Below are 21,037 nucleotides of genomic sequence, written 5' to 3'. Positions count from 1 at the left end.
ACAATATACAGCGTCTCAAATTATCCGTTTCGTCCGTCCCTTTTGCCGGTATTTCCGTAACTAGCAGCTATTCTTTTTGCCTACCCATCCTTCCCCGCCATGACGCAGATCAGTGCCAACAAAGTCGTTACCATCACCTACGACCTGAGCGTAACCGACGAAAACCAGGAGAAAGTACTCGTAGAATCGGCCGATACCGATGCGCCCATGGTGTTTCTGTTCGGCCAGAGCGGCCTGCCCGAAGAGTTTGAGCGCCAGCTCGCCGACAAGAACACCGGCGACGCGTTCAGCTTCAGCCTCACCCCCGAGCAGGCCTACGGCGACTACGATGCCCAGGCCGTAGTTGACATCCCTCGCAGCGTATTTGAAATCGACGGCCAGACCGACGAGGACATGCTGCAGGTGGGTAACTTCCTGCCTATGGCCGACAACCAGGGCCACCACATGCAGGGCAAAGTGGTCGAAATCAGCGACGATACCGTGAAAATGGACTTCAACCACCCGCTGGCCGGCATGGTGATGCACTTCGACGGCAAAGTAGCCGACGTACGCGAAGCCACCGCCGAGGAAATGGACCACGGCCACGTCCACGGCGAAGGCGGCCACCAGCACTAGGTTTCACGCACCTAACTTGACCGGAATGAGAAGCGGGGCCATCTGGCCCCGCTTTTTTGTTAGCTGATTTGACCGTTACTTTTGGTTGGCTTACTTCAAAAGGAGGTGTATATAATACCAAGGTTTATTAAGTGCACTTCCTAAGAGAAATGAGTATGCGTAAAGGAAAAAACAAGCTGGTTCAGCTTCTTGTATCGATCGGGCTTATCTTCCTCATTACCCTGGCCCTAGGGGGGCTTTACATTTTCAGCCTGATCGACGGGAAGAACGTGTCTCAGGAAAGCAGCTTTAATGACCAAGTCAAGCTACCCAATAATGGGGGCTTGCAGGATTCCGTTTTAACCAGACTTAAACGCCTGAACTTGCCCGACGGAGGCACACAAACGGTCGAACTACACCGGGTGGTGGGGTTTGAGTTCGAGAAAATGTATGTAATCAGTGAAATGGAAATTGATTATGCCCTACCGTGCCCCGACCTGCCCCAAGGATTGCCCCTTGCCAGAAAGGGGTTTTGCCAATTTGGAGTAATTTACAAAAAGGATGGGGCCGCTATTTACCTACGCGGCACATGCGCCTATGATTTGATGAACCTTAGCCATTCTTTTGATGAGATGGGTTTTTTACTCGAACACCGGGTCGAAGTCGTTCTCCCGACTGATAAAGTGAAAATCACCTATTCTACCCAAAATGGGCTTCCTTACCTTATCGAACCGGTCACGCACAAGCAGGTTGTTCTAAAATGCCGCAAAATGTACTAAAGACTCCTTGAAGGATTCTAAGTATATGTGAGGTTGTAGACTATTCCTCGAAGTAGGACAACCAAAAGCATAGGGGTCCTCACAACTCCCCTACCACTCCCGCCCGCAGCTCCGGCCAGAACTCCGCGAAATCAGCCTCGTAGGCGGCCAGCTCGGCCAGGAAGGCCTCGGCCCCGGTGGCCATCACGGCGCCGGCAGGCACGCGGCGGCTGAGGCCCAGCAGTGCTTGTTGCAGGCCCGCGGGGTGGGCGTAGCCGGTCAGCCAGTCGCCCTGGCGCATGTGGTGCAGCAGGGGCTGGAGGCGCTCGGGAATTTCGGTGCGGCGGGCGTGGAGTAGCGCGTACTGGCGTTGGGCGAAATCGGGTAGCGGCTCGGCGGGGTGGTAGCGGGCGAAGTCGCGGGCCAGCAGGTGGTCGTAGCCCATGTCGGCTACCACGCCGGCCCACTTGCCCAGGCCGGCCTCGCGCAGGCGGGCGGTGGTGCGGCGCACGACGGGGTGGGCGTCGGTAAACGAATCGATGAAGCGGTGCAGGCGGATGCCGCGCTGCACGGGTTCGGGGTAGGCCAGCAGGCCGGCCCGGCCCCGCACGGCTTCGGCCGCGAAGTTGCCCACTACTACATCAGCGTAGTGAGGCGTGGTGCCGGGCGAGCCGGAGAGCAGCAGGTGGGCCAGGAAGTTCATGGAGTACGGGGTAAGGTCGGTAAAATACGGGCAATGCGGGCCGCGGGGCCAACCCCAGCCGTAGCCGGGCCGTAATTACCCCTGCGCCCCCAACTACTGCGGAGGCGCTTTGCTCTTTATCGTTTACCCCAACCCAAACCCGCACTATCATGGCTGATAAGACGCCCGTAACGAACGACATCAAAACCCTGCTCGAAAAAATCAAGGACATCAACATCTGCATGATGACGACTTACTCCGACGAGGATAAGTCGTTGCGCAGCCGCCCGATGGCCACCCAGAAGCCCGAACCCGACAACTCCCTGCTCTTCCTGACCGACAAGGATTCGGCCAAGGTATACGAAGTGAAGAAGGACAGCCACGTAGGCCTGAGCTACGGCAACCCCGACGACAACGTGTACGTGTCGGTTTCGGGCCGCTGCAACGCCTACCGCGACCAGGCCAAAATCGATGAGCTGTGGAGCGAGGATATGAAGGCCTGGTTCCCCAAGGGCAAGGACGACCCGAACATCATGATTCTGAAAGTGGAGATTGACAAAGGCGAGTACTGGGATTCGCCCAGCGGCCTGCTCAGCCGCGCCTACGCCTACGTACGCTCGGTAGCCACCGGCCAGAAGAGCGACTCCGACGACGTTAACCAACACGCCAAAGTAGAAGCCAAGTAGGTTTCTGCGTTTTTAGAAAAAGGGCCGGAAGCAATTCCGGCCCTTTTTTGTTGCTTTGACCAGGCAGAACGAGCTAAGTGCTAGCTCCCCTTCTTGCAGAGGAGGGGCTGGGGGTGGTTGACTTTCGCTGGACGACTCCCCGACCGTTATCGTGTTCTGCCATCATCAACCACCCCCAGCCCCTCCTTTCCGAGGAGGGGAGCTGGTTTTCAGCTTTAGCTTCCCCGCTGCTTTGCCCCTCACTACCCTTTCCATCATCACGCTCCTCCCCGACCAGCGGCGCTGGGGTTTCGCCCAGATGGGCACGGCCCAGCAGCCCCTGCGGCGGGTGGCGGGCCTGCGCTTTGCCAAGCTGCTGGGCAGCGGAGCCACCAACGGCTTCGGCGCCCTGCCCAACCTGCGCCGCTACGGTTTCATGGCCGTCTGGGACTCGGAACAAGCGGCTGATGAGTTTTTTGCCCGGCACCCACTCTGGCAGCAATATCAGCGGCGCACCACCGCTATCTGGACGGCCCGGCTGGCCCCCGTCAAGTCGCACGGCCTCTGGGATGGCACGGACCCGTTTGGCTACGCCTCCGAAGCGGCTGCGCTCGATGAGCCGGTGCTGGTGCTCACCCGGGCCTCCATCCGGCTGCTGAAAACGCCCCGCTTCTGGCGCTACGTGGCCCCGGTAAGCGCCACCATCGCCGACGCGCCGGGGGTGAGGGCGGCCATCGGGCTGGGCGAACTGCCCATCGTGCGCCAGGCCACCGTCAGCCTCTGGGACTCGGCCCGCGCCATGCAGGACTACGCCTACCGCAACGAAAAGCACAAGGAAGTTATCCGCCTCACGCGCCAGGAAAACTGGTATGGCGAGGAGCTGTTCGCCCGTTTCCGGGTGCTGAGCACGGAGGGGGTTTGGGACGGGCTGGAGCTGTAATGAAGCAGATTAACTCTGTTAAGACACCACAGTAATTGTTGTCTGCCACACCTAATTTTCACTATCCTCGTCAACTTGCTCTGAATGCTGATTGTCGCACCAAAAGTGCAACCGAGACGAGCCAATGGCTACCCGGCACCGCCATGAGGCCTTCAGCGCCATTATAAGTTCACCGAATTCGTGAACAGATGCGGGACGTTACGGCTGTAGCTCACTCACCTGCCAATCCGGTGCTAAACGGTCGGCGTCCGCTAAGTTGTATAAGGAGAAGCGCAGTCCCCACTGATGAAGCTTAGACGTGAGACGTTGCTGCAAACCAGTTCTACCGCCTTTTTTGACAACCCGACGTAACGGACTGCCTACGACCGGCGGCTCTACCCAGAACAAGACAACTTCGATAATGGGCTGTTCGCTCAAACAAGCCATTGGCCGTAGCAACTCATCATCCAGGTGCTCGCCTAGCCGCTCGGCGATAATGAGCCCAGCTAACGTACTGGCACTTTTGCTCATTACGGCCTCAAATAATTGGTTGCGACGCTCTCCTTCCGCCCGCGCATCCAGCCGGTCATCCTTCACTTCAACAAACTGGAGCTTTGTCGGTACACCTGGGAAACGGCAGATAAAGTCAACTGCTTGCACATGCTTCACCCCACCGCTTGTCAGTATTCGACGGTAGAACCCGGCTGGGGTATTGGCAGCTGGGTTAGCATTTACATCGTAGTGAGTTATTTGCCAGTCATCAGGAAAACCGAATAGCAGCTTTTTCTCTCTAAAGGTTTGCATGATGCGCCCGGTCTTCCTTGGCAAAAATTTCATCCAACTCGTCTGCTTGCTCCAGTTCAGCTTCCAGGGCAACTACGTCGGGCAGATACTCGAAATTATCTGAGGTAACTATCCGGGTAGCCTCGCCCGGACCAGCATTCAGACCGAAATACTTTATTGGCAGCGGCGTGGCATCTTTTTGACGCGACAGGATATGGAATTCTTTCAATAAACTCATACTGTGCGTAGCCAGAATAATTTGAAAGCCTTGCCGCGCCAACTCCGCCAGTATAGCTGCTAGTTTTCTTAGTAAGGCAGGATTTAAATTAGCCTCGGGCTCATCCCAGAAGAGAATAGATTTTGGTGAGAGGCTTCCATTTGCCAGTAGTTTCTGTAGTGTACCAAACTTGCGCAGACCCTCTGCAACCATGTTCATCTCCATCCGCTTATTTTTGGATGCTGACAGGTAGTAACGTCCATCTTCTTCCTCTACTTCGCCACCAATTACCGTTGATAAAGAGTTGATGGCTGCTATGGAGGATGGCTCAATGAGTTTTAGAGGTATTCCTCTAAGCTGTTTCAATAAATCGAGATATGTCTCATCTATTCGCAATCTAAGTTGCTCAGAAGCAGGAAGCATCCAACTCTGTGTAAAAACCTCCTTCGCAGGAATAAATACAGGTGCTGTGTTTACGTGCTGAATTTCATTTAGCGACGATGGAGGAGTAATTACCAAGCGCGATTCTGTCGATAATTCAGGCATCAGAATTAATTGAACAGGACTTACGCGCTCATCCTCTAATTCATACTGTACTATTGCTTGAATTGGCTTTGCCTGACGCCTGATTAGTTCTGAAAGCTCTTCAGGAACTGGGCGAAAAATTCTCACTAAAGAGCTAAGCGGCGAATCAGAATTAAATCCATTCCAATCATGAATATTCTCTATCAGACTACGAATACCCGCATACCCTACCTTTAGCACATGGCTTTTCCCGGTACCGTTGGTCCCAACAATCACATTTAGGCCTGGACCAAACTCAAAATTCGCCTCGGCAAAGACGGTAAAATTCCTGAGATGAAGGCGTTTTAGCATATTTCAAAACTACGGTATAATTGTGGCTCAATCCACTCTGTTCTTAAAAGGGTTAACCGGCACCTTGCTATTGATTGATGATAAACTGTGCCTACGCCGGGTTCAGGCTATGGGGCTGGAACTGCACTATACCGTAGGCCTCCAGTGACACCCACGACTTGAAACTGCTCTTGCAGTACGGCAATACGCCCATGAGATGCTGATAGTTGTTTTTGATACAGAGTTGCCTAACCGCCACAATTATGGGTGTCCCCCTCCCTCCCCTCACCGTTTCTTCCGGTCGCGCAGCAGCTCCCGCAGCTCGTCGTCTTCGGGGGTGGGGGGCACGAGGCGGTAGGTTTTGCCAACCCGCTCGGTTTTCACCAGCTTGGCGGCCCGCAGCTCTTCGCGCAGGGCGTTCAGGCGGGAGTATTCGGTGTAGAGGTGGGTGGCGAACAGGGCTACCTGGGGCCGCAGGGCCTCGAACTCGTTGAGGGCCAGCAGCCAGGCGGCGATGCGCTGGTACACGTCGCGGCCCCGGCTGCTATTCAGGGCCTGCTCGGTGCGCTCCATTACGGCGTCGAAGGTGGCCTCGGGCTGGGTGCGGGCCGTGCGGGTGAGCAGCTCCGGGATACTGCCGGCTCTCAGCCACTGGTGGGCCAGCAGATAGGCCAGCAGCTCCGGCTCGCGGTTTTCGGCCACCAGCAGTTCAGCCCCAAACCGCGGGTCGCCGCCCCAGGCCTTGCGCTGGCGCTCCACCTGCTCATCCACGAACTGCCGCCGCTGCTCCGCGCTCCAGTGCGGGCGCAGTTGCTCATAGTCGGCCAGCGACTGGGTGCTGCGGCAGCGCTGCTCCAGGGCCGCCAGGTACAGGTCCGGGGCGTCGGCCAGGGCCAGGTGTTCGAGGATGTAGGGGTCGAGCCGGGGGCTGAACTGCTGCCGGTGCTGGCGCAGCAGCCGCAGCTGGTTGGGTTGGTCGTGGTGCTGGCGGTAGTGGTCGAGCAGGCGCTGGAGCAGGCCAAAATCCTGGCCGGCGTGGGCTTCGGCGGTGCGCAGCCACAGCGCGTCGTCGGCCAGCTTTTCGGCCGAGTGTAGCAGCGCCTGTACTTGATCGGGACTTAGGGGCCGCCCCGAGGATTCAAGCTGCTCCCGCACGCGCTGCGCCGCCGCCGGGCCGCGAGTCAGGTCATTGAGCAGGTCGGCGAAGTAGTCGGGCGGGTAGCCTTGTGGGGCGTAGCGGTCGAACAGCAGCGTTAGGGCGGCCTCCGTTTTGGCGTCGCCGAAGTCAGTGCTTTTCAGCCGCGCATCCACTCCCAGCTCGTTTAGCAGCCGGTCCCAGCAGTCGAGCACCCGCGCCGGGTAGCCCTCGTAGCTGAACAGGCTATACTCGTCGTCGGCCGGGTCGGTGGCGGCCGTGGCCCCCTCGTACACGCCAACCCAGACTTCCACGGCGCGGGGCAGGCGGCCCTGGGCCAAGTGGCCGGCCACGAGGCGGGCGAAGGGCCGGAGCACGTCGCCGATGATTCCGTCGGCCAGCTCCAGCATGCCGTCGCCCTCGTCTTCCAGATAGTCGCCGTAATAATCGGTGTGCTCCGATAGCGCGTCGTCGTCGAACACCAGGTCGGCCAGCGCCTCGTACACTTCGGTGCTGACTTCCTCGATGCTCGTCAGCTCTTGCGGGGCGACGACGGCGGTGGCGGCGGGGACACTTCTGGCCGCAACCGAAGCAACTGTTGCGGCGGCGGGTGTTAGGTGCAGCAGAAACTGTTCCCGCAGCTTAGGCTGGGTGCGCAGCAGGTTGGTCAGGAACGCCAATTGGGTTGTAACGGGCGTGTCTAACAACGCTTGCAGCAGCGCCTGCTCACTGGTGTCGGGCATGGGCAGGGGTTCAACCGGCGAGCCGAACTTTTGCAATACAGCCAGGCCCAGCGCCACGGCGTGCTTACAGATGCCGTCGTAGTCGTAGGGGCAGCTGCACCGGTAGCTGGTGCCCGTTTTGTCCACCGTAAGCCGCACCTTGTAGCGCTCGGAGCCCTCCACGCGGGCCTTGAACGTGTTGTTTTCGCGGCTGATTTTGCCCACGTAGCCCCGCTTGAAATACTGCTGGCCCCGCTCGTAGCTGGTCGTGTTGGCGGCGGCTTTCAGGCTCTGGCGCGTGAACATAGGCTGGGGAGTTGGATTGGCGGGGGTAAATTTCTGTAATTTTGCCCGCTTACCTGTTCGGGTGTTATTTCGCACGGAGTTAGAACGAGTTAAAGGGGAGTTTATAAGGAGGTCAAACTCCCCAAGCTCCCCTTTTAACTCCTTTTAACTCCGTGCGAAATCCCCCCCCCTCCCAAAACACCAACCGAATGCCCGGCTATAATCCGCAAAAAATCGAGAAGGAATGGCAGGACTTCTGGCAGGCCCACCAGACGTTCCAGGCCGATAATCACTCCGACAAACCCAAATACTACGTGCTCGATATGTTTCCCTACCCCAGCGGGGCGGGGCTGCACGTGGGCCATCCGCTGGGCTACATTGCCTCCGATATCGTGGCCCGCTACAAGCGGCTGCGCGGCTTCAACGTGCTGCACCCCATGGGCTTCGACTCGTTCGGGCTGCCCGCCGAGCAGTACGCCATCCAGACCGGCCAGCACCCCGCTATTACCACCGAGCAGAACATCAGCACCTACATCCGCCAGCTCTCGGCCCTGGGCTTCAGCTACGACTGGAGCCGCGAAATCCGCACTTCCGACCCCGCCTACTACAAGTGGACCCAGTGGATTTTCCTCAAGCTGTTCAATAGCTGGTACAACCTCGACACGGACCAAGCCGAGCCGCTGAAAACCCTGCTGGCCAAGTTTGCCCAGAGCGGCAGCGCCGGCATCCGGGCGGCCGGCGACGAGGCCGAGCGCCACGAGTTTACGGCCGGGCAGTGGCAGAGCTTCAGCGAGAAGCAGCGCTTGCAGGCCGTGCACCCTTACCGGCTGGCCTATCAGCAGGACACCTACGTGAACTGGTGCCCCGGCCTGGGCACGGTCCTCAGCAATGATGAGGTAAAAGATGGCCTCTCGGAGCGTGGCGGCTTCCCCGTCGAGCGCCGGCTGATGCCCCAGTGGAACCTGCGCATCACCGCCTACGCCGACCGCCTGCTCGCCGGCCTCGACCAGCTCGACTGGCCTGACGCCGTGAAGGAAATGCAGCGCAACTGGATTGGCAAAAGCCAGGGCGCGAGCGTGCGCTTCCCGGTGTATTTGCGCGACGCTAGCGGCGAGATGAAGCCCCAGCCCGAGGAAATCGAGGTGTTCACGACCCGCGTCGACACCATTTTCGGCGCTACCTTCCTAGTGCTGGCCCCCGAGCTCGACCTGACGCTGGCGCTGGGCGAGCGGGCCGCCGCCCAGGCCGACTACTCGCCCGCGGCCTCGCGAACCTGGAGCGAGTTGCAGGCCTATGTGAAAACGGCCGTCAACCGCTCGGAGCGCGAGCGGCAGACCGACGTGAAAACCGTGAGCGGCGCGCCCACCGGCTTTTATGTGCAGAACCCGTTCACGCTGGAGTACGTGCCCGTCTGGACCGCCGACTACGTGCTGGCCGGCTACGGCACCGGCGCCGTAATGGGCGTGCCCAGCGGCGACCAGCGCGACTGGCTGTTCGCCACCCACTTTGCCCTGCCCATCCGCCAGGTTCTGGATGCCCAGCAGAACCTCGACCAACAAGCCGACCCCACCAAGGAGGGCCGCTACATCAACTCGGGCTTCATCACGGGCCTGACTTACGACGAGGCCACCGAGCAGCTGCGCCTGCGCCTGCGGGCCAACCGCGTAGGCGAACCGAAAGTAACTTACCGCATCCGCGACGCCATTTTCGGCCGCCAGCGCTACTGGGGCGAGCCCATCCCGATTTACTATAAGGACGGCGTAGCCTACGGCGTGGCCGAAGCCGACCTGCCGCTGGTGCTGCCCGAAATCGACGCCTACAAGCCCACCGAAACCGGCGAGCCGCCCCTGGCCCGCGCCCAAAACTGGAAGTATAAGGGCCAGTACGACTACGAGCTGAGCACCATGCCCGGCTGGGCGGGTTCGAGCTGGTACTACCTGCGCTACATGGACCCGCACAACGCCGAGCGGTTCGTGGGCGAAGAGGCCGAAGCCTATTGGCAGAACGTGGACCTCTACCTCGGCGGGGCCGAACACGCCACCGGCCACCTGCTCTACTCCCGCTTCTGGCACCTGTTCCTGAAAGATTTGGGCCTGGTAACCGCCCCCGAGCCATTTCAAAAACTGATTAATCAGGGAATGATATTGGGCCGGTCGAGCTTCGTTCGTCAGATGAGTGTCGATACTACTTGGCACCCTGGGGACACTGAACCTAAGTTTCCAAAAATATTTATTTCATCTGATTTAATAGATGATTCGTATCAAGTGCGTGAAGACAAACTTGAATATGTCAAAAAACAGTTAAATGATATTGGCGATAAGATTGCAAATAAGCTTCAATTAAATCATGTGCGATTCTCTAGCAATGGAGTATTTAATAGGCATGTAGAAGTTTCTTATGTTGAGAATGACATTCTCAACATTGATAAATTTAAGGCATGGCGACCTGAGAACAAGGATGCAGAATTTATCAGAAACGAAAACAATGAGTACCTATGTGATTGGGAAATCGAAAAAATGTCGAAATCCAAACATAACGTCGTTAATCCTGATGATTTAGTTGAGCGCTACGGGGCCGATGCGCTGCGGATGTACGAGATGTTTCTGGGGCCGCTGGAGCAGTTCAAGCCCTGGAATACCAACGGCATGAGCGGCGTGGCGGGCTTCCTGAAAAAGCTCTGGCGCCTCTACCACCCCCAGGATGGCCCCCTGGCCGTAACCGACGCCCCGGCCGAGCCCGCCGAGCTGAAGGCCCTGCACAAGGCCATCCGCAAGGTGGAGGAGGACATCGAGCGGTTCTCGTTCAACACTACCGTCAGCGCCCTGATGATTACCGTCAACGAACTGACGGCCCTAGCCTGCCACAAGCGGGCCATCCTGGAGCCGCTGGTGGTGCTGCTCTCGCCCTACGCCCCGCACCTGGCCGAGGAGCTGTGGGCCGAGCTGGGCCACGCGCCCGGCTCCATCAGCCAGGCCCCCTACCCCGAGTTCCGCGAGCAGTACCTGGTCGAGGACACGGTGAACTACCCGGTGGCCGTCAACGGCAAGGTGCGCGAGCAGCTCCAGTTCCCGGCCGCCGCCACCGCCGCCGAAATTGAAGCCGCCGTGCGCGCCACCGATATCCTGGCCCGTTTCGGCGAGGGCAAGGAGGCAAAGAAGGTGATTGTGGTGCCGGGCCGGATGGTGAATATTGTGGTGTAGCGCAAACCATTCTCCCAAACAAGCAGCCCACTGGTGTACACCAGTGGGCTGCTTGTTTTTGATAGAAGTTGAGGCGGCGCGCTACGGGCTCGGGCTATGGCAGGCCGGCCGCTTCCAGCAGCATTGCCAGCTCCGCCGTGGAAATGCTTTCCTGGTCGGCTTTATCGTAAATCGTGAGCAGAAAAATCTGATTATCGACAATTTTAACGCACGTAATAACCCGTGCCCCACCGCTTTTGCCCGTGTTTTTCGAGCCAATTCGCATGCGCACTTTGTAGCAGTTGTGCCCTAACGCATTGCCAGCAGTGGGGTCTGCCAGTAATTCAGCGCGCAACTGAATCAGGTCATTTTTAATAGAGCTATATTTTTTAATGAGTGGCTTCAGCTTACGATAAAATCCCTCGGTAAAAACTATCTTATAGCTCATCAATCAATTCATCCAATGAGCGTAGCTGAATCTCTCCCCGCTGATGCCGCTCAACCTCTTGTAGGGCCTCCCGCAGCTCACCCACCCGTTCCTGCTGCCCGGATGTCAGCGCCGGAAGCGCGGCGGGCTTCACCGGCTCGGTTTCAACAAACGACAGATTACCCAATAGCTCCATCAAGAAACCATACTTCTCATCGGGTACTCTTACTACTAGCTGGCGCATAACTCGAAGATACTGACATTTTAGCTGCAACTACCAAGGCCACCCATCCAACTCCTCCCGCACGGCCCGGGGCAGCGACGCCCGCACCAAATCGTAGGAGTGGTCAATCAACCCGCGCAGCAGCCCGCCCGAAATGCCCGTGCCGATGAGCACCGTGTTCCAGTGCTTCTTGTTCATGTGGAAGCCGGGCAGTACAAACTCGTGCTGCTCACGTAGCTCAATGGCCCGCTCGGGGTCGCACTTGAGGTTGATGCTGGCGAAAGTGTTGAGGTCAGTGAGGGCGAAAATCTTACCGCCCACCTTGAACACCAGCGTGTCGGGGCCGAAGGGCGTTTCCTCGGTAGCGCCGGGTTTCAGCAGGCAGTAGTCGCGGAAGTCTTCGATGTGCATAGGGCTGATTCGGAAAACAAACAGGCTGCCATCCTGAGTGGCTGTTTGAATTAACCAGCCAGTCTATCAGTACGATGTAGAGACGCAACATTTTGCGTCTCGTCGTTGAACGACCGACGTAAAAACGTTCATCATCAGCAACGACGAGACGCAAAATGTTTCGTCTCTACATCGTTCAGCAGCTTATAAAAACTAGCTCACCCAGCTTTTAAGCAACGCGAAGGACCTTATCACGTGAAGCCGAGTCGTTGTTACGGTCGTCTTTGCGGGATAAGGTCCTTCGCTTCGCTCAGGATGACAGGTGGATTAACGTAGCAGGCTTAGCGGATAAACCAGCGGTACAGGAGCACCAAAAGCCCCACCAGGAACATGGACATGCTCAGCTTATTGATGAAGTGCATGGTCCGCAGGTTGAAGTTGGAGGGCCGGCTGGGGTCATTCTTGCGGAAGAAATAACCGAACACGGGGCCGAGGTCGAACAGATTTTTACGCATCAGAAGTAGAAATAGCGGGTTCGGAAAGATAACACCCGGCACTAAAAAAAGATTTTCCGGCCAGCCAGAAAGCGGCATTATTCACGGCACTAGCCGCGGTAGAGCTGTTCGAGCTGCGTGCTGTTATTTTCGCGGATAATCTTGCGCCGCACTTTCAGCGTGGGCGTCAGCTCGCCCGATTCTACGCTCCAGGGGGTGGCCACCAGGGCCACTTTCTTGATTTGCTCCCAGTCGGCGAAGTTGGTATTGGCTTCTTGCAGCAGCTGGTCGTAGCGCTGCCGCACCCGCTCGTCGGCCACCAGCGCCGCGTCCGACAGCTCGGCGGGCAGGCCCTGGCCGGCAGCCCAGGTGCGCAGCTCGGCAAAGGCCGGCACCAGCAGCGCGGCCGTGTACTTCTCGCCTTCGCCCACCACCATCACCTGCTCCACCAGCGGCGACTCCGACAGCTTGGATTCCAGGGGCTGGGGGGCCACGTACTTGCCGTTGGCGTTCTTAAACATCTCCTTCTTGCGGTCGGTAATCTTGAGAAACTTGCCCTGCACCAGCTCGCCGATGTCACCGGTGTGCAGCCAGCCCTCGGCGTCGATGGCCTCGGCCGTGAGGTCGGGGCGGTGGTAGTAGCCCTGCATCACGGAGGGCGAGCGGGTCAGGATTTCGCCGTCGGGCGCGATTTTCACTTCCACGTTGGGCAACACCGGCCCCACGGCCCCAATCAGGTTGTTCTCCGGCTCGGGCCGGCTGGCGGCAATAACGGGCGACGACTCAGTCATGCCGTAGCCCTCCATCACCCGAATGCCGGCCGCCCAGAACACCCGCGCCAGCCGGGGCTGCAACGCCGCCCCGCCGCAGATGATGTAGCGCACCTCGCCGCCCAAGGCTTCGCGCCACTTGCTGAACACCAGCTTGTTGGCCAGCGCCAGTTGGGTGTTGCACCACCAGCCCTGGTCCTGCTGGGTGTCGTAGCGCAGCCCCAGGCGCATAGCCCAGTCGAACAGCGTGCGCTTGGCCCCGGTCAGCTGCTGGCCGGTGGCCACAATCTTATCGAAGATTTTTTCGAGCAGCCGCGGCACCGTCGTGAAGGCCTGGGGCTGCACCTCGCGCAGGTTGTCGGCAATGAGCGCCACGCTCTCGGCGTAGTAGATGCTCATCTTCAGTTGCAGATACAGGAAGGTGGCCGTGCGCTCAAAAATATGGCTCAGGGGCAGGAAGCTGAGCGTTTTGGAGCCCGGTGCCAGCGGCAGGTAGGTCAGCAGGTTCTGGCAGTTGAAGAGGATGTTGCGGTGGCTGAGCATAACGCCCTTGGGCCGGCCGGTGGTGCCCGAGGTGTAGATGAGCGTCAGCAAATCGTCGGGCTGCACGGCGGCTTTGAGCGGGGCCAGCGCGGCCGGGTCGGCGGCGGCGCCCCGGGTTAGCAGGTCGGCGTAGGAGGGCACGCCGGGCGTGGGGTCGAAGGTGACGAGGTGCTCGGGGCCTGCCTCCAGCCCGGCCACGGCCTGCCGCACTTTTTCCAGCAGCGTTGCATCCTGCACCAGCACCACCCGCACGCCGGCATCCTGAAAAATGTGGCGGTAGTCTTCCACCGTGATGGTGGGGTACATGGGCACGCTCACGGCCCCGAGCTGGGCAATGCCCATATCGGCCACCACCCACTCGGGCCGGTTGGCGCAGATGATAGCCACTTTGTCGCCGGCCCCCACGCCCAGGGCCCGCAGGCCCAGGCTGAACTGGTCGCTGCTTTGCTGCACCTGTTGGGCGCTCAGCGGCTGCCAGCGGCCGTCCTTCTTTTCCACCAGGCAATCGGCCTGGGGCGTGGTTTCGGCCAGGTGGGCCAGCAAGTCGAAGGTGCGGAAAAACGTCATGGCGCGGGAATTCGGGAAAGCGACGGAGCGGCGGCAAACCACAAACATAGCTCAACCAGACCAGGCAACGCTTTCTGGGGCCGAGAAGCCGTAATTTTATTGCTTACGGCCGCCAATGGCAGCGGCTGGGAGCAGAGAGTTGGAGCGGAAGGATGATCAGTACAAAGGCGGTCATGCAGAGCGGAGCGAAGCATCTCGCGTGCTGATGTTGAGCTACCATTGCAACATTAGCACGCGAGATGCTTCGCTCCGCTCTGCATGACCGCCTTTGTACTTCGCAACTCCTGCCCTACTGCCGGGCCAGCCGCTCGATGTCGGGCACCTCCAGCACCGGGCGGGGGTAGCCACGTTGCGCCACGCTCAGCATGGCCTGCCCCAGCCCGGCCAGCGTGCCAAAGTAGCGCGGGGCCAGCCGACGCATTGCCGGGTACAGCCACCCAATGTAGCGGTAGTAGCTCAGCGTATTGCACAGGCCTGGCGTGGGCCGCAGAAAGCCCGGCCGGAACATGTATGCCGCTAGGAAGCCCAGGTCCCGCAGCTCGTTTTCGGTGCGCCCCTTCACCCGCGCCCACATCTGCCGGCTCTTGCCCGTGCCATCAGTGCCCGCGCCCGACACGTAGCAGAACGTGAGGTCGGGCCCGTTGCGCGCCAGCAGCGTGCGGGCGAAGTACAGCGTCAAATCATAGGTAAGCCGGCTGTACTCGGCCTCCTTAAGCCCCAGCGACGACACGCCGAGGCAGAAGAAGCAGGCATTGTAGCCCGTAAGTTGGTCGGCAATGGGCGCGAGGTCGAGGAAGTTCTCGTGCAGGATTTCCCGCAGCCGGGGGTGCGTGTGCCCGCTGGGCCGACGGCTGATGCTGAGCACCTGCTCCACACCGGGGTGTTGGAGGCATTCGTGCAGCACGCCCTCCCCCACCATGCCGGTGGCTCCGGTGATGATTACGCGTAGTTTCATGGGGTGAGGGGGTGCACTACAAACCATCAGATTCTTGAGTTCTTCTCAAGAATAATGCTCATTTGGCGTAGTGGTACCGGCATTGCAATATCCATACGGCCTCTCCCTCCACCCGGTATACCAGCCGGTGCTCATCCGTAATTCGTCGCGACCAAGTGCCGGCTCGCTCGTGTTTCAGTAACTCCGGCTTACCAGTTCCAGTGAGTGGGTTGCGCTGCAACTCCTTTAGCAGCGCGTGCAGCCGTTTCAAGATGGCTTTGTCGGTTTGCTGCCAGTGCTGGTAATCTTCCCACGCCACCGGCACGAAAGCCAGGGCATACGTCATTCGGCAGGGAAGCTAAAATCGACGCGCTGCCCTGCATCAAATTGCTCGTAAGCCTGCTGTAGCCGCTCGGCATTAGCGGGCGAAGCGCTCAAATAAGCTGTAGTATCGACAGCGGCAGGATTAATGGGGCGGGGGTTGCTTACAAAGGAAAGGCTTCGCAGCATTTCCAGCATAAAAGCAACTCGTTCGGCAGGCACTTCAAAGGTGATTTCCATAGGGTTTAAGAGTTGAAGCTACAAGTAAAACCAAACGGCTATTTATATTGCCCCTATGAAAGTAAAAATACATTGTTTCGAGGGGGAATGGGACAATCATTCCGAGTTAAGTATCCGCCCGTTAATACACGTACTTGAACGAGCCTATTTGTCGGCAGGCAAACAGCTTGTCTATACTTTCAAACTTTGTCAGACAATCGAAAGGTTAAAAGATGATTTAAGAGCAAGTAAAATAAAATTTTCAAAAAGCGTGTACCAGAACTGCTTGTACTTTGCCTTTCATGGGAGCGGTCATGGCCTATATGGCAATAGTCATGAGGAATATATATCGTTTGATGATATCGCAAAAACATTAGGCAAAAAAGCAGCAGGCAGCATCGTTTTATTCGGCAGTTGTGGTAGTTACGCTTCCCAAAAGCAACTGGAAAGATTTAAAGAAGAGACTGACGCCACACTAGTAGTAGGATACTCTTCAAAAGTAAGTTGGATAGAGTCTTCCATATTTGAAATGATCTTCTTCAGTGAGTTATGCCGTTATGAACAAGTGGGCTCCTTTAAAAATAGAATGCAGAAGTTGTCAAGTGAAGACCAATTACTATTCTCCAAGCTGAAAGTTCGCTTCATTTAAGGCACCTACCCCGCCACTGGCTCCTCCAAAACCTCCTTATCCACCCACTTGCCGTCTTCGCGCATCAGCTCAATCAGCTCGTCCACGGCGCGCTCTTCGGGTACGGCTTTCTTGATGACTTCCTGGCCGCGGTAGAGGGCGATTTTGCCCTTGCCCACGCCCACGTAGCCGTAATCGGCATCGGCCATTTCGCCGGGGCCGTTCACGATGCAGCCCATGATACCGATTTTCACGCCCTTGAGGTGGTCGGTGCGCAGGCGGATTTTGGCGGTGGTTTCCTGCAAGTCGAACAGGGTGCGGCCGCAGCTGGGGCAGCTGATGTACTCGGTTTTGGACATGCGGGTGCGGGCCGCCTGCAGGATGCCGAAGCTGAGCTGATTGAAGCCGTCGATGTCGCGCAGCAGGGCCTCCTGGTCGTGGGCGGGCAGCAGGTCGGTGCAGAGCGAGATACCGTCGCCGAGGCCGTCGATGAGCAGGCCCCCCACATCGGTGGCGGCGTCGAGCTGGGTTTGCGCCGGGTTATTCATGGAGTAAATCCGGCGTACGACTACTGGCGAGGTCACGCCGGCTCGGATGAGGGCGAAAAAGGCCTGGCGCATTTCGGGCATGGCGTGCACGTTGGTGGTTTCCAGCACCAGCACTACGCGCCGCTCGGTCCGTAGCTGCGCCAGCAGCTTCGCATCCAGGGTAGCCAGGTCCATCAGCAGGAAATTGAGCTCCGGATGCAGCTGCGGGTTATCCGCCATGTACGAATCGATGGTGAGCAACGGGTAGTGCTCGGAACGACGGCCAGCATCGAGCCAAGCCGTATGCGTTACGATTTCGCGCAGGCCGTTGGGCAGCATGAAAGGAACGGGCCGCTCGCCGGTGTAGATGTAGTCGGCGCCCAAATCGCTCATCTGAAACTTGTCGAGAAACGACGAGTACAGGTGCCCGGCCGCCCGCAAATCGGCGTACTCCAAACGCGGCAGCCGCGACAGGTCGGTAATGACCCGCGGCACGTTCAGGCCCCCGAAGTTGAGCACCTCGTGCGTATCGCGGCGGTGATACTGGAATGGATTTATTGGGGAGTTGTCGGTTGATAGTTGCTGGTTGTCAGTGCCGTTCCTGCTTGCGCTGTCAGCATCACTCTCCTGACCAACAACTGGCAACTGATAACTGACAACTGAAATAGGACTGGCTTCCTCCGCCCGATGGGTGTAGCGGTTGATGAGCATGCGAGCCACCGGGGCTTCGGCTTCGGGGGCTTCGGTGAGGCTTACGCGCACGGTGTCGCCGAGGCCGTCTTCGAGCAGCGTGCCGATGCCTACGGCCGACTTGATGCGGCCGTCCTCGGCCTCGCCGGCTTCGGTTACGCCCAGGTGCAGCGGGTAGGGTTGCAGGCCCTCCTCGTCGAGCTTCTGCACCAGCAGGCGGTAGGCCTGCACCATTACCTGGGTGTTGCTGGCCTTCATGCTCAGCACCACGTCGTAGTAGTTTTCCTCCTCGCAGAGGCGCAAAAACTCCAGCGCCGACTCCACCATGCCCAGCGGCGTATCGCCGTAGCGGCTCAATATCCGGTCGGACAATGAGCCGTGGTTGGTGCCGATGCGCATGGCGGTGCCGTACTGCTTGCAGATCTGCACCAGCGGCCGGAACCGCTCCCGGATGCGGTCCACCTCGGCCGCGTAGCTGCTATCGGTGTACTCGATAACGTCGAATTTCTTTTTGTCGGCGTAGTTGCCGGGGTTTACGCGCACTTTCTCCACGATGCGGGCGGCCAGCTCGGCAGCGTTGGGCGTGAAGTGGATATCGGCAATCAGCGGCACGGTGCAGCCGCGGCGGCGCAGCTCCTTCCTGATTTCGAGCAGATTCTGGGCCTCCTTCACGCTGGGGGCCGTGATGCGCACGTATTCGCAGCCGGCCTCCACCATGCGCAGGGTCTGCTCCACCGAGCCCAGCGTGTCCATGGTGTCCACGGTGGTCATGCTCTGCACCCGAATCGGGTTCAGGCCGCCCATCGGCAGGTCGCCAATCTTCACCTCGCGGCTCAGGCGGCGCTTATACTCGGTCAGGCTGGGGCAATACGTCTTGTTCATAGAAGGAAAACCGGGGGCCGCGGCCGAAAGTTGCGCGGCACCACAAAGGTAAGCGGTGCTGGGATGAATGCGGGGGTCCGCCTGTCATCCTGAGCGCAGCGAAGGCCCTATCCAGAAGCTACAGTCTGATGTCAGCTTCTATCCAGGGCCTTCGCTGCGCTCAGGATGACAGGCGGGTTCGCTCATTCACGCATTCACCGAGTCACTCATTCACCGAGTCACTTCACCTACTCCTCCTTCGTTCCTGCCAGCGTGAACACCTCCTCCAGCGTGTGGGTGTGCACGCCGGGGGTTTCGTCGAGGGCGGCGTGGCGCATGGCGCGGGCCACGGTGCGGGCATGGATGGGCCGGTAGCTATGCAGCAGCGGCATGGTGCTGGCGGCCGTGGCCAGCCATAGGCCCACCTTTTCGGCCGGGCGTTTCTCGGTGCGCGAGCCGGCCAGAATGCCCGGTTGCAGAATATGGATGCGCTGGAAGGGCAGCCGCTTGACATCGCGCTCCAGCTCGCCCTTCATGCGGCTGTAAAACATGAGGGCCTCGGCATCGGCCCCGGCCGAGGATATCAGCACGTAGGCCGGTACGCCGTTTTCGGCCGCGGCCTTGGCGGCCTGATACTGGTAGCTGTAATCGACCTGGTACTGGGCCTGCTGGCTGCCGGCCTGGCGCAGGGTGGTGCCAAGGCTCGAAAACAGCACGTCGCCCTGCAACAGGTGGTTCCAGTCGCGGGGCTGGTCGAAATCCACGATGTGCTCCTCCAGCCGCGGGTTCTGGTAGCCGGTGGGCCGGCGGGTGAAAACTTTGAGGTGCTCAAACTGGTCGTTGGCGAGCAGCTGGCGCAACAGGTAGTCGCCCACCAGGCCGGTAGCCCCAATCAGAAGTGCAGTATCCATACAAAGAGTGATTTAGAAGTCAGAAGACAAAACAAGCTCGGCCGTAGCCACTCCAGGGCTAACGACAGCCGCCGCCATTCGTTGGGTAATAGTTTCGAATGCGGCCCTACTCCATCAGCAGCACGATTTTACCGATGTGGCTGCTGCTCTCCATCAGCCGGTGGGCCTCCGTGGCCTCGGCCAGCGGGAACGTGCGCTCAATAACGGGCCGCAGCCCGCCGGCCGCCACTACGGGCCACACGTGGCGCTCCACTTCCCGGGCCAGGGCCGCCTTGAACCCGGCCGAGCGGGGCCGCAAGGTACTGCCCGTGATGGTCAGGCGGCGGCGCATCACATCGAGGGCGTTGAATTCGGCCTGCGCGCCCTGCATGGCGTTGATGAACACCAGCCGGCCGTCGTCGCGCAGCAGGCGCAGGTTTTTGGGCGTGTAGTCGCCGCCAATCATGTCCAGCACCACATCGGCCCCGCCGGCAGCGGCCACCACTTTTTCGAAGTCCTCCTCTTTGTAGTTGACGACGATATCGGCACCGAGGCGGGCCACGGCGGCGCACTTTTCGGCCGAGCCGGCGGTGGCGGCCACCCGGCTGCCCAGGGCGTGGGCCAGCTGCACGGCCAGCACCCCAATGCCGCTGCTGCCCCCGTGCACGAGCAGGGTTTCGCCGGGTTGCAGGTGGCCGCGCTGAAACACGTTGTGCCACACGGTAAAGGCCGTTTCGGGCAGGCTGGCGGCTTCGGTCAGGCTCAGGCCGGCCGGAACGGGCAGGCAGTGACCGGCCTCTACCACCACATATTCGGCGTAGCCACCCTCGCTCAGTAGGGCGCACACGGCGTCGCCGGGCTGCCAGCGGCTTACGTCGGGGCCGCAGGCTTCCACGTGGCCGGCCACTTCGAGGCCCGGCACGAGGCCGGCGGCATCGTTGGCGCCGGCGTACTTACCCTGGCGCATAAACACGTCGGGACGGTTGACGCCGGCAGCGGCCACCCGCAGCAGCACCTGGCCGGGGCCGGGCCCGGGGCGGGGCCGGGTTTGCAGTTCGAGAACTTCGGGCCCACCGGCCTGCTGGATAACAATGGCGTTCATGGCAATAAAGTAAGATAAGGCCGGCAACCGGGCGCCGGCCGAAGCGTAAGCTGAACTTTACGCACGAAACGCCCTTTTAGGTACCGTGGCGCTTCCGGAACCCGGCCCCAAACCGCGCCAGCTGCCGGACTACTGTTTTACTTACCCCATGAAAATTCCGCTTCACGTTCCCTGGTTTGTGCGCGCGGCCGGGCAAACGGGCCGCCTGGCCGCCTGGCAGACCGGCCGGCTGTTCCGCAAAGCCGCCCGCTCGGCCCTCGACGCGGTGCAGGACGTGTTGCGGGCCGAAGTGGTGCAGGGCAACGGCGAGCTGGTGCGCGATTTTCTGGTGGGCAAGGCCCTGCCCGTGGCCCGCACGCTGCTGCTCGAGCGCATGGCGGCCCGCCTGCTGCTGAAAATAGGCCTGCGCGGGGCCCTGGCTTCCAATGTAGTGGGCTGGGTGCTGCCGCTGGTAATCGAGCAGCTGCTGCGGGCCGGCCGTAGCTCGGGCCTGTTCGAGAAAGTGGGCCGGCACGCCACGGTGCAGGACACGCTCCGGCGCCTCGACGAGCTGCGGGCCGCCACCTGGAAACGCCTGGCCCCCGACCACGGCACCGGGGCCCAGTGGCTGCCCGACGACCACGAGCCGCCCGCGCAGCTGTCGGCCTGAGCCGCCCT

22 protein-coding genes are annotated in these 21,037 nt (G+C 59.8%); 7 read left to right on the top strand and 15 right to left on the bottom strand.

Annotated elements, in window-relative coordinates:
- The first annotated feature begins 99 nt into the window (after window positions 1–99).
- Both BMY67_RS07290 and BMY67_RS07285 read left to right on the top strand, forming a co-directional pair.
- On the top strand, window positions 100–615 hold the full coding sequence (locus BMY67_RS07290; RefSeq protein ID WP_092770002.1) for an FKBP-type peptidyl-prolyl cis-trans isomerase: 516 nt from the start codon (window positions 100–102) through the stop codon (window positions 613–615).
- A gap of 155 nt (window positions 616–770) precedes the next feature.
- Window positions 771–1,373, top strand: a complete 603-nt coding sequence (locus BMY67_RS07285) for a hypothetical protein (RefSeq protein ID WP_143069729.1) — start codon at window positions 771–773, stop codon at window positions 1,371–1,373.
- A 79-nt stretch (window positions 1,374–1,452) separates the two neighbouring features.
- On the opposite strand, the gene BMY67_RS07280 is transcribed toward BMY67_RS07285, so the two are convergent.
- Window positions 1,453–2,055: an acyl carrier protein phosphodiesterase gene (locus tag BMY67_RS07280; protein ID WP_092769998.1), complete on the bottom strand. Its 603-nt coding sequence runs from the start codon at window positions 2,053–2,055 to the stop codon at window positions 1,453–1,455.
- 149 nt (window positions 2,056–2,204) lie between these two features.
- On the opposite strand from BMY67_RS07280, the gene BMY67_RS07275 reads away from it, so the two are divergent.
- Window positions 2,205–2,720 (top strand): pyridoxamine 5'-phosphate oxidase family protein, encoded by a 516-nt coding sequence (locus tag BMY67_RS07275; protein ID WP_092769996.1) that lies wholly within the window; start codon window positions 2,205–2,207, stop codon window positions 2,718–2,720.
- Window positions 2,721–2,952: 232 nt separating this feature from the next.
- Window positions 2,953–3,639, top strand: a complete 687-nt coding sequence (locus BMY67_RS07270) for a spheroidene monooxygenase (protein WP_245744942.1) — start codon at window positions 2,953–2,955, stop codon at window positions 3,637–3,639.
- A 198-nt stretch (window positions 3,640–3,837) separates the two neighbouring features.
- On the opposite strand, the gene BMY67_RS07265 is transcribed toward BMY67_RS07270, so the two are convergent.
- The 3 genes from BMY67_RS07265 to BMY67_RS07255 form a co-directional block, all read right to left on the bottom strand.
- A complete protein-coding gene (locus BMY67_RS07265; RefSeq protein WP_092769994.1) occupies window positions 3,838–4,422 on the bottom strand; it encodes a hypothetical protein in 585 nt (194 codons plus the stop codon).
- The gene (locus BMY67_RS07260) at window positions 4,409–5,494 is read right to left on the bottom strand and encodes an AAA family ATPase (protein ID WP_092771601.1); all 1,086 of its coding nucleotides are present in this window, start codon (window positions 5,492–5,494) and stop codon (window positions 4,409–4,411) included. The genes BMY67_RS07265 and BMY67_RS07260 overlap by 14 nt, the downstream gene beginning before the upstream one ends.
- Before the next feature lie 264 nt (window positions 5,495–5,758).
- Entirely contained in the window at window positions 5,759–7,636 is a 1,878-nt protein-coding gene (locus BMY67_RS07255; RefSeq protein WP_092769992.1) for an SWIM zinc finger family protein, read from the bottom strand.
- 188 nt (window positions 7,637–7,824) lie between these two features.
- Here BMY67_RS07255 and BMY67_RS07250 point away from each other — a divergent pair, with 188 nt between their 5' ends.
- The gene (locus BMY67_RS07250) at window positions 7,825–10,815 is read left to right on the top strand and encodes a leucine--tRNA ligase (protein WP_092769990.1); all 2,991 of its coding nucleotides are present in this window, start codon (window positions 7,825–7,827) and stop codon (window positions 10,813–10,815) included.
- Window positions 10,816–10,909: 94 nt separating this feature from the next.
- On the opposite strand, the gene BMY67_RS07245 is transcribed toward BMY67_RS07250, so the two are convergent.
- The 8 genes from BMY67_RS07245 to BMY67_RS07215 all read right to left on the bottom strand — a co-directional run bounded on the left by BMY67_RS07245 (window position 10,910) and on the right by BMY67_RS07215 (window position 15,703).
- Window positions 10,910–11,242 carry a type II toxin-antitoxin system RelE/ParE family toxin gene (locus BMY67_RS07245; RefSeq protein WP_092769988.1) on the bottom strand — a complete coding sequence of 111 codons (333 nt, stop codon included), beginning with the start codon at window positions 11,240–11,242 and terminating at the stop codon, window positions 10,910–10,912.
- Window positions 11,232–11,465, bottom strand: coding sequence for a hypothetical protein (locus BMY67_RS07240; RefSeq protein WP_092769986.1), 234 nt, complete (start codon window positions 11,463–11,465; stop codon window positions 11,232–11,234). The genes BMY67_RS07245 and BMY67_RS07240 overlap by 11 nt, the downstream gene beginning before the upstream one ends.
- 30 nt (window positions 11,466–11,495) lie before the next feature.
- Window positions 11,496–11,855, bottom strand: a complete 360-nt coding sequence (locus BMY67_RS07235; RefSeq protein ID WP_092769984.1) for an MmcQ/YjbR family DNA-binding protein — start codon at window positions 11,853–11,855, stop codon at window positions 11,496–11,498.
- Between the two features lie 320 nt (window positions 11,856–12,175).
- Window positions 12,176–12,349, bottom strand: a complete 174-nt coding sequence (locus BMY67_RS19300; protein ID WP_177189736.1) for a DUF6728 family protein — start codon at window positions 12,347–12,349, stop codon at window positions 12,176–12,178.
- An 89-nt stretch (window positions 12,350–12,438) separates the two neighbouring features.
- The gene (locus BMY67_RS07230) at window positions 12,439–14,208 is read right to left on the bottom strand and encodes an AMP-dependent synthetase/ligase (protein ID WP_092769982.1); all 1,770 of its coding nucleotides are present in this window, start codon (window positions 14,206–14,208) and stop codon (window positions 12,439–12,441) included.
- Between the two features lie 289 nt (window positions 14,209–14,497).
- A complete protein-coding gene (locus BMY67_RS07225; protein ID WP_177189735.1) occupies window positions 14,498–15,163 on the bottom strand; it encodes an NAD-dependent epimerase/dehydratase family protein in 666 nt (221 codons plus the stop codon).
- A gap of 58 nt (window positions 15,164–15,221) precedes the next feature.
- Window positions 15,222–15,488: a Txe/YoeB family addiction module toxin gene (locus BMY67_RS07220; RefSeq protein WP_092769980.1), complete on the bottom strand. Its 267-nt coding sequence runs from the start codon at window positions 15,486–15,488 to the stop codon at window positions 15,222–15,224.
- Window positions 15,485–15,703, bottom strand: a complete 219-nt coding sequence (locus tag BMY67_RS07215) for a hypothetical protein (protein WP_092769978.1) — start codon at window positions 15,701–15,703, stop codon at window positions 15,485–15,487. Before BMY67_RS07215 ends, BMY67_RS07220 begins: the two co-directional genes overlap by 4 nt.
- Before the next feature lie 55 nt (window positions 15,704–15,758).
- On the opposite strand from BMY67_RS07215, the gene BMY67_RS18860 reads away from it, so the two are divergent.
- Complete coding sequence (locus BMY67_RS18860) at window positions 15,759–16,331, top strand: DUF6642 family protein (RefSeq protein WP_143069727.1); 573 nt, start codon at window positions 15,759–15,761, stop codon at window positions 16,329–16,331.
- Between the two features lie 5 nt (window positions 16,332–16,336).
- Here BMY67_RS18860 and ispG read toward each other — a convergent pair whose 3' ends face one another.
- From ispG to BMY67_RS07200, 3 genes are all read right to left on the bottom strand, one after another.
- On the bottom strand, window positions 16,337–18,409 hold the full coding sequence (gene ispG, locus BMY67_RS07210) for a (E)-4-hydroxy-3-methylbut-2-enyl-diphosphate synthase (RefSeq protein WP_092769976.1): 2,073 nt from the start codon (window positions 18,407–18,409) through the stop codon (window positions 16,337–16,339).
- 227 nt (window positions 18,410–18,636) lie between these two features.
- Window positions 18,637–19,299: an NAD(P)H-binding protein gene (locus BMY67_RS07205; protein ID WP_245744940.1), complete on the bottom strand. Its 663-nt coding sequence runs from the start codon at window positions 19,297–19,299 to the stop codon at window positions 18,637–18,639.
- Window positions 19,300–19,405: 106 nt separating this feature from the next.
- Window positions 19,406–20,380, bottom strand: a complete 975-nt coding sequence (locus BMY67_RS07200; RefSeq protein WP_092769974.1) for an NAD(P)H-quinone oxidoreductase — start codon at window positions 20,378–20,380, stop codon at window positions 19,406–19,408.
- A gap of 148 nt (window positions 20,381–20,528) precedes the next feature.
- On the opposite strand from BMY67_RS07200, the gene BMY67_RS07195 reads away from it, so the two are divergent.
- Window positions 20,529–21,029 (top strand): hypothetical protein, encoded by a 501-nt coding sequence (locus tag BMY67_RS07195; RefSeq protein WP_092769972.1) that lies wholly within the window; start codon window positions 20,529–20,531, stop codon window positions 21,027–21,029.
- Window positions 21,030–21,037 lie beyond the last annotated feature (8 nt).

The organism is Hymenobacter actinosclerus (genome assembly GCF_900111515.1).
GTDB lineage: Bacteria > Bacteroidota > Bacteroidia > Cytophagales > Hymenobacteraceae > Hymenobacter > Hymenobacter actinosclerus.
Note: the sequence above shows the minus strand (reverse complement) of the source record. Positions and strands in the feature narration are given on the sequence as shown.

What these genes read in the sequence shown, in the direction of transcription:
- BMY67_RS07260 (WP_092771601.1), bottom strand. Translation starts at nt 5,494, where the DNA reads ATGCTAAAACGCCTTCATCTCAGGAATTTTACCGTCTTTGCCGAGGCG.
- BMY67_RS07250 (WP_092769990.1), top strand. Translation starts at nt 7,825, where the DNA reads ATGCCCGGCTATAATCCGCAAAAAATCGAGAAGGAATGGCAGGACTTC.
- BMY67_RS07220 (WP_092769980.1), bottom strand. Translation starts at nt 15,488, where the DNA reads ATGACGTATGCCCTGGCTTTCGTGCCGGTGGCGTGGGAAGATTACCAG.
- BMY67_RS07200 (WP_092769974.1), bottom strand. Translation starts at nt 20,380, where the DNA reads ATGAACGCCATTGTTATCCAGCAGGCCGGTGGGCCCGAAGTTCTCGAA.
- BMY67_RS07290 (WP_092770002.1), top strand. Translation starts at nt 100, where the DNA reads ATGACGCAGATCAGTGCCAACAAAGTCGTTACCATCACCTACGACCTG.
- BMY67_RS07285 (WP_143069729.1), top strand. Translation starts at nt 771, where the DNA reads ATGCGTAAAGGAAAAAACAAGCTGGTTCAGCTTCTTGTATCGATCGGG.
- BMY67_RS07265 (WP_092769994.1), bottom strand. Translation starts at nt 4,422, where the DNA reads ATGCAAACCTTTAGAGAGAAAAAGCTGCTATTCGGTTTTCCTGATGAC.
- BMY67_RS07235 (WP_092769984.1), bottom strand. Translation starts at nt 11,855, where the DNA reads ATGCACATCGAAGACTTCCGCGACTACTGCCTGCTGAAACCCGGCGCT.
- BMY67_RS19300 (WP_177189736.1), bottom strand. Translation starts at nt 12,349, where the DNA reads ATGCGTAAAAATCTGTTCGACCTCGGCCCCGTGTTCGGTTATTTCTTC.
- BMY67_RS07195 (WP_092769972.1), top strand. Translation starts at nt 20,529, where the DNA reads ATGAAAATTCCGCTTCACGTTCCCTGGTTTGTGCGCGCGGCCGGGCAA.
- BMY67_RS07240 (WP_092769986.1), bottom strand. Translation starts at nt 11,465, where the DNA reads ATGCGCCAGCTAGTAGTAAGAGTACCCGATGAGAAGTATGGTTTCTTG.
- BMY67_RS07255 (WP_092769992.1), bottom strand. Translation starts at nt 7,636, where the DNA reads ATGTTCACGCGCCAGAGCCTGAAAGCCGCCGCCAACACGACCAGCTAC.
- BMY67_RS07225 (WP_177189735.1), bottom strand. Translation starts at nt 15,163, where the DNA reads ATGAAACTACGCGTAATCATCACCGGAGCCACCGGCATGGTGGGGGAG.
- BMY67_RS07280 (WP_092769998.1), bottom strand. Translation starts at nt 2,055, where the DNA reads ATGAACTTCCTGGCCCACCTGCTGCTCTCCGGCTCGCCCGGCACCACG.
- ispG (WP_092769976.1), bottom strand. Translation starts at nt 18,409, where the DNA reads ATGAACAAGACGTATTGCCCCAGCCTGACCGAGTATAAGCGCCGCCTG.
- BMY67_RS07275 (WP_092769996.1), top strand. Translation starts at nt 2,205, where the DNA reads ATGGCTGATAAGACGCCCGTAACGAACGACATCAAAACCCTGCTCGAA.
- BMY67_RS07215 (WP_092769978.1), bottom strand. Translation starts at nt 15,703, where the DNA reads ATGGAAATCACCTTTGAAGTGCCTGCCGAACGAGTTGCTTTTATGCTG.
- BMY67_RS07230 (WP_092769982.1), bottom strand. Translation starts at nt 14,208, where the DNA reads ATGACGTTTTTCCGCACCTTCGACTTGCTGGCCCACCTGGCCGAAACC.
- BMY67_RS18860 (WP_143069727.1), top strand. Translation starts at nt 15,759, where the DNA reads ATGAAAGTAAAAATACATTGTTTCGAGGGGGAATGGGACAATCATTCC.
- BMY67_RS07245 (WP_092769988.1), bottom strand. Translation starts at nt 11,242, where the DNA reads ATGAGCTATAAGATAGTTTTTACCGAGGGATTTTATCGTAAGCTGAAG.
- BMY67_RS07205 (WP_245744940.1), bottom strand. Translation starts at nt 19,299, where the DNA reads ATGGATACTGCACTTCTGATTGGGGCTACCGGCCTGGTGGGCGACTAC.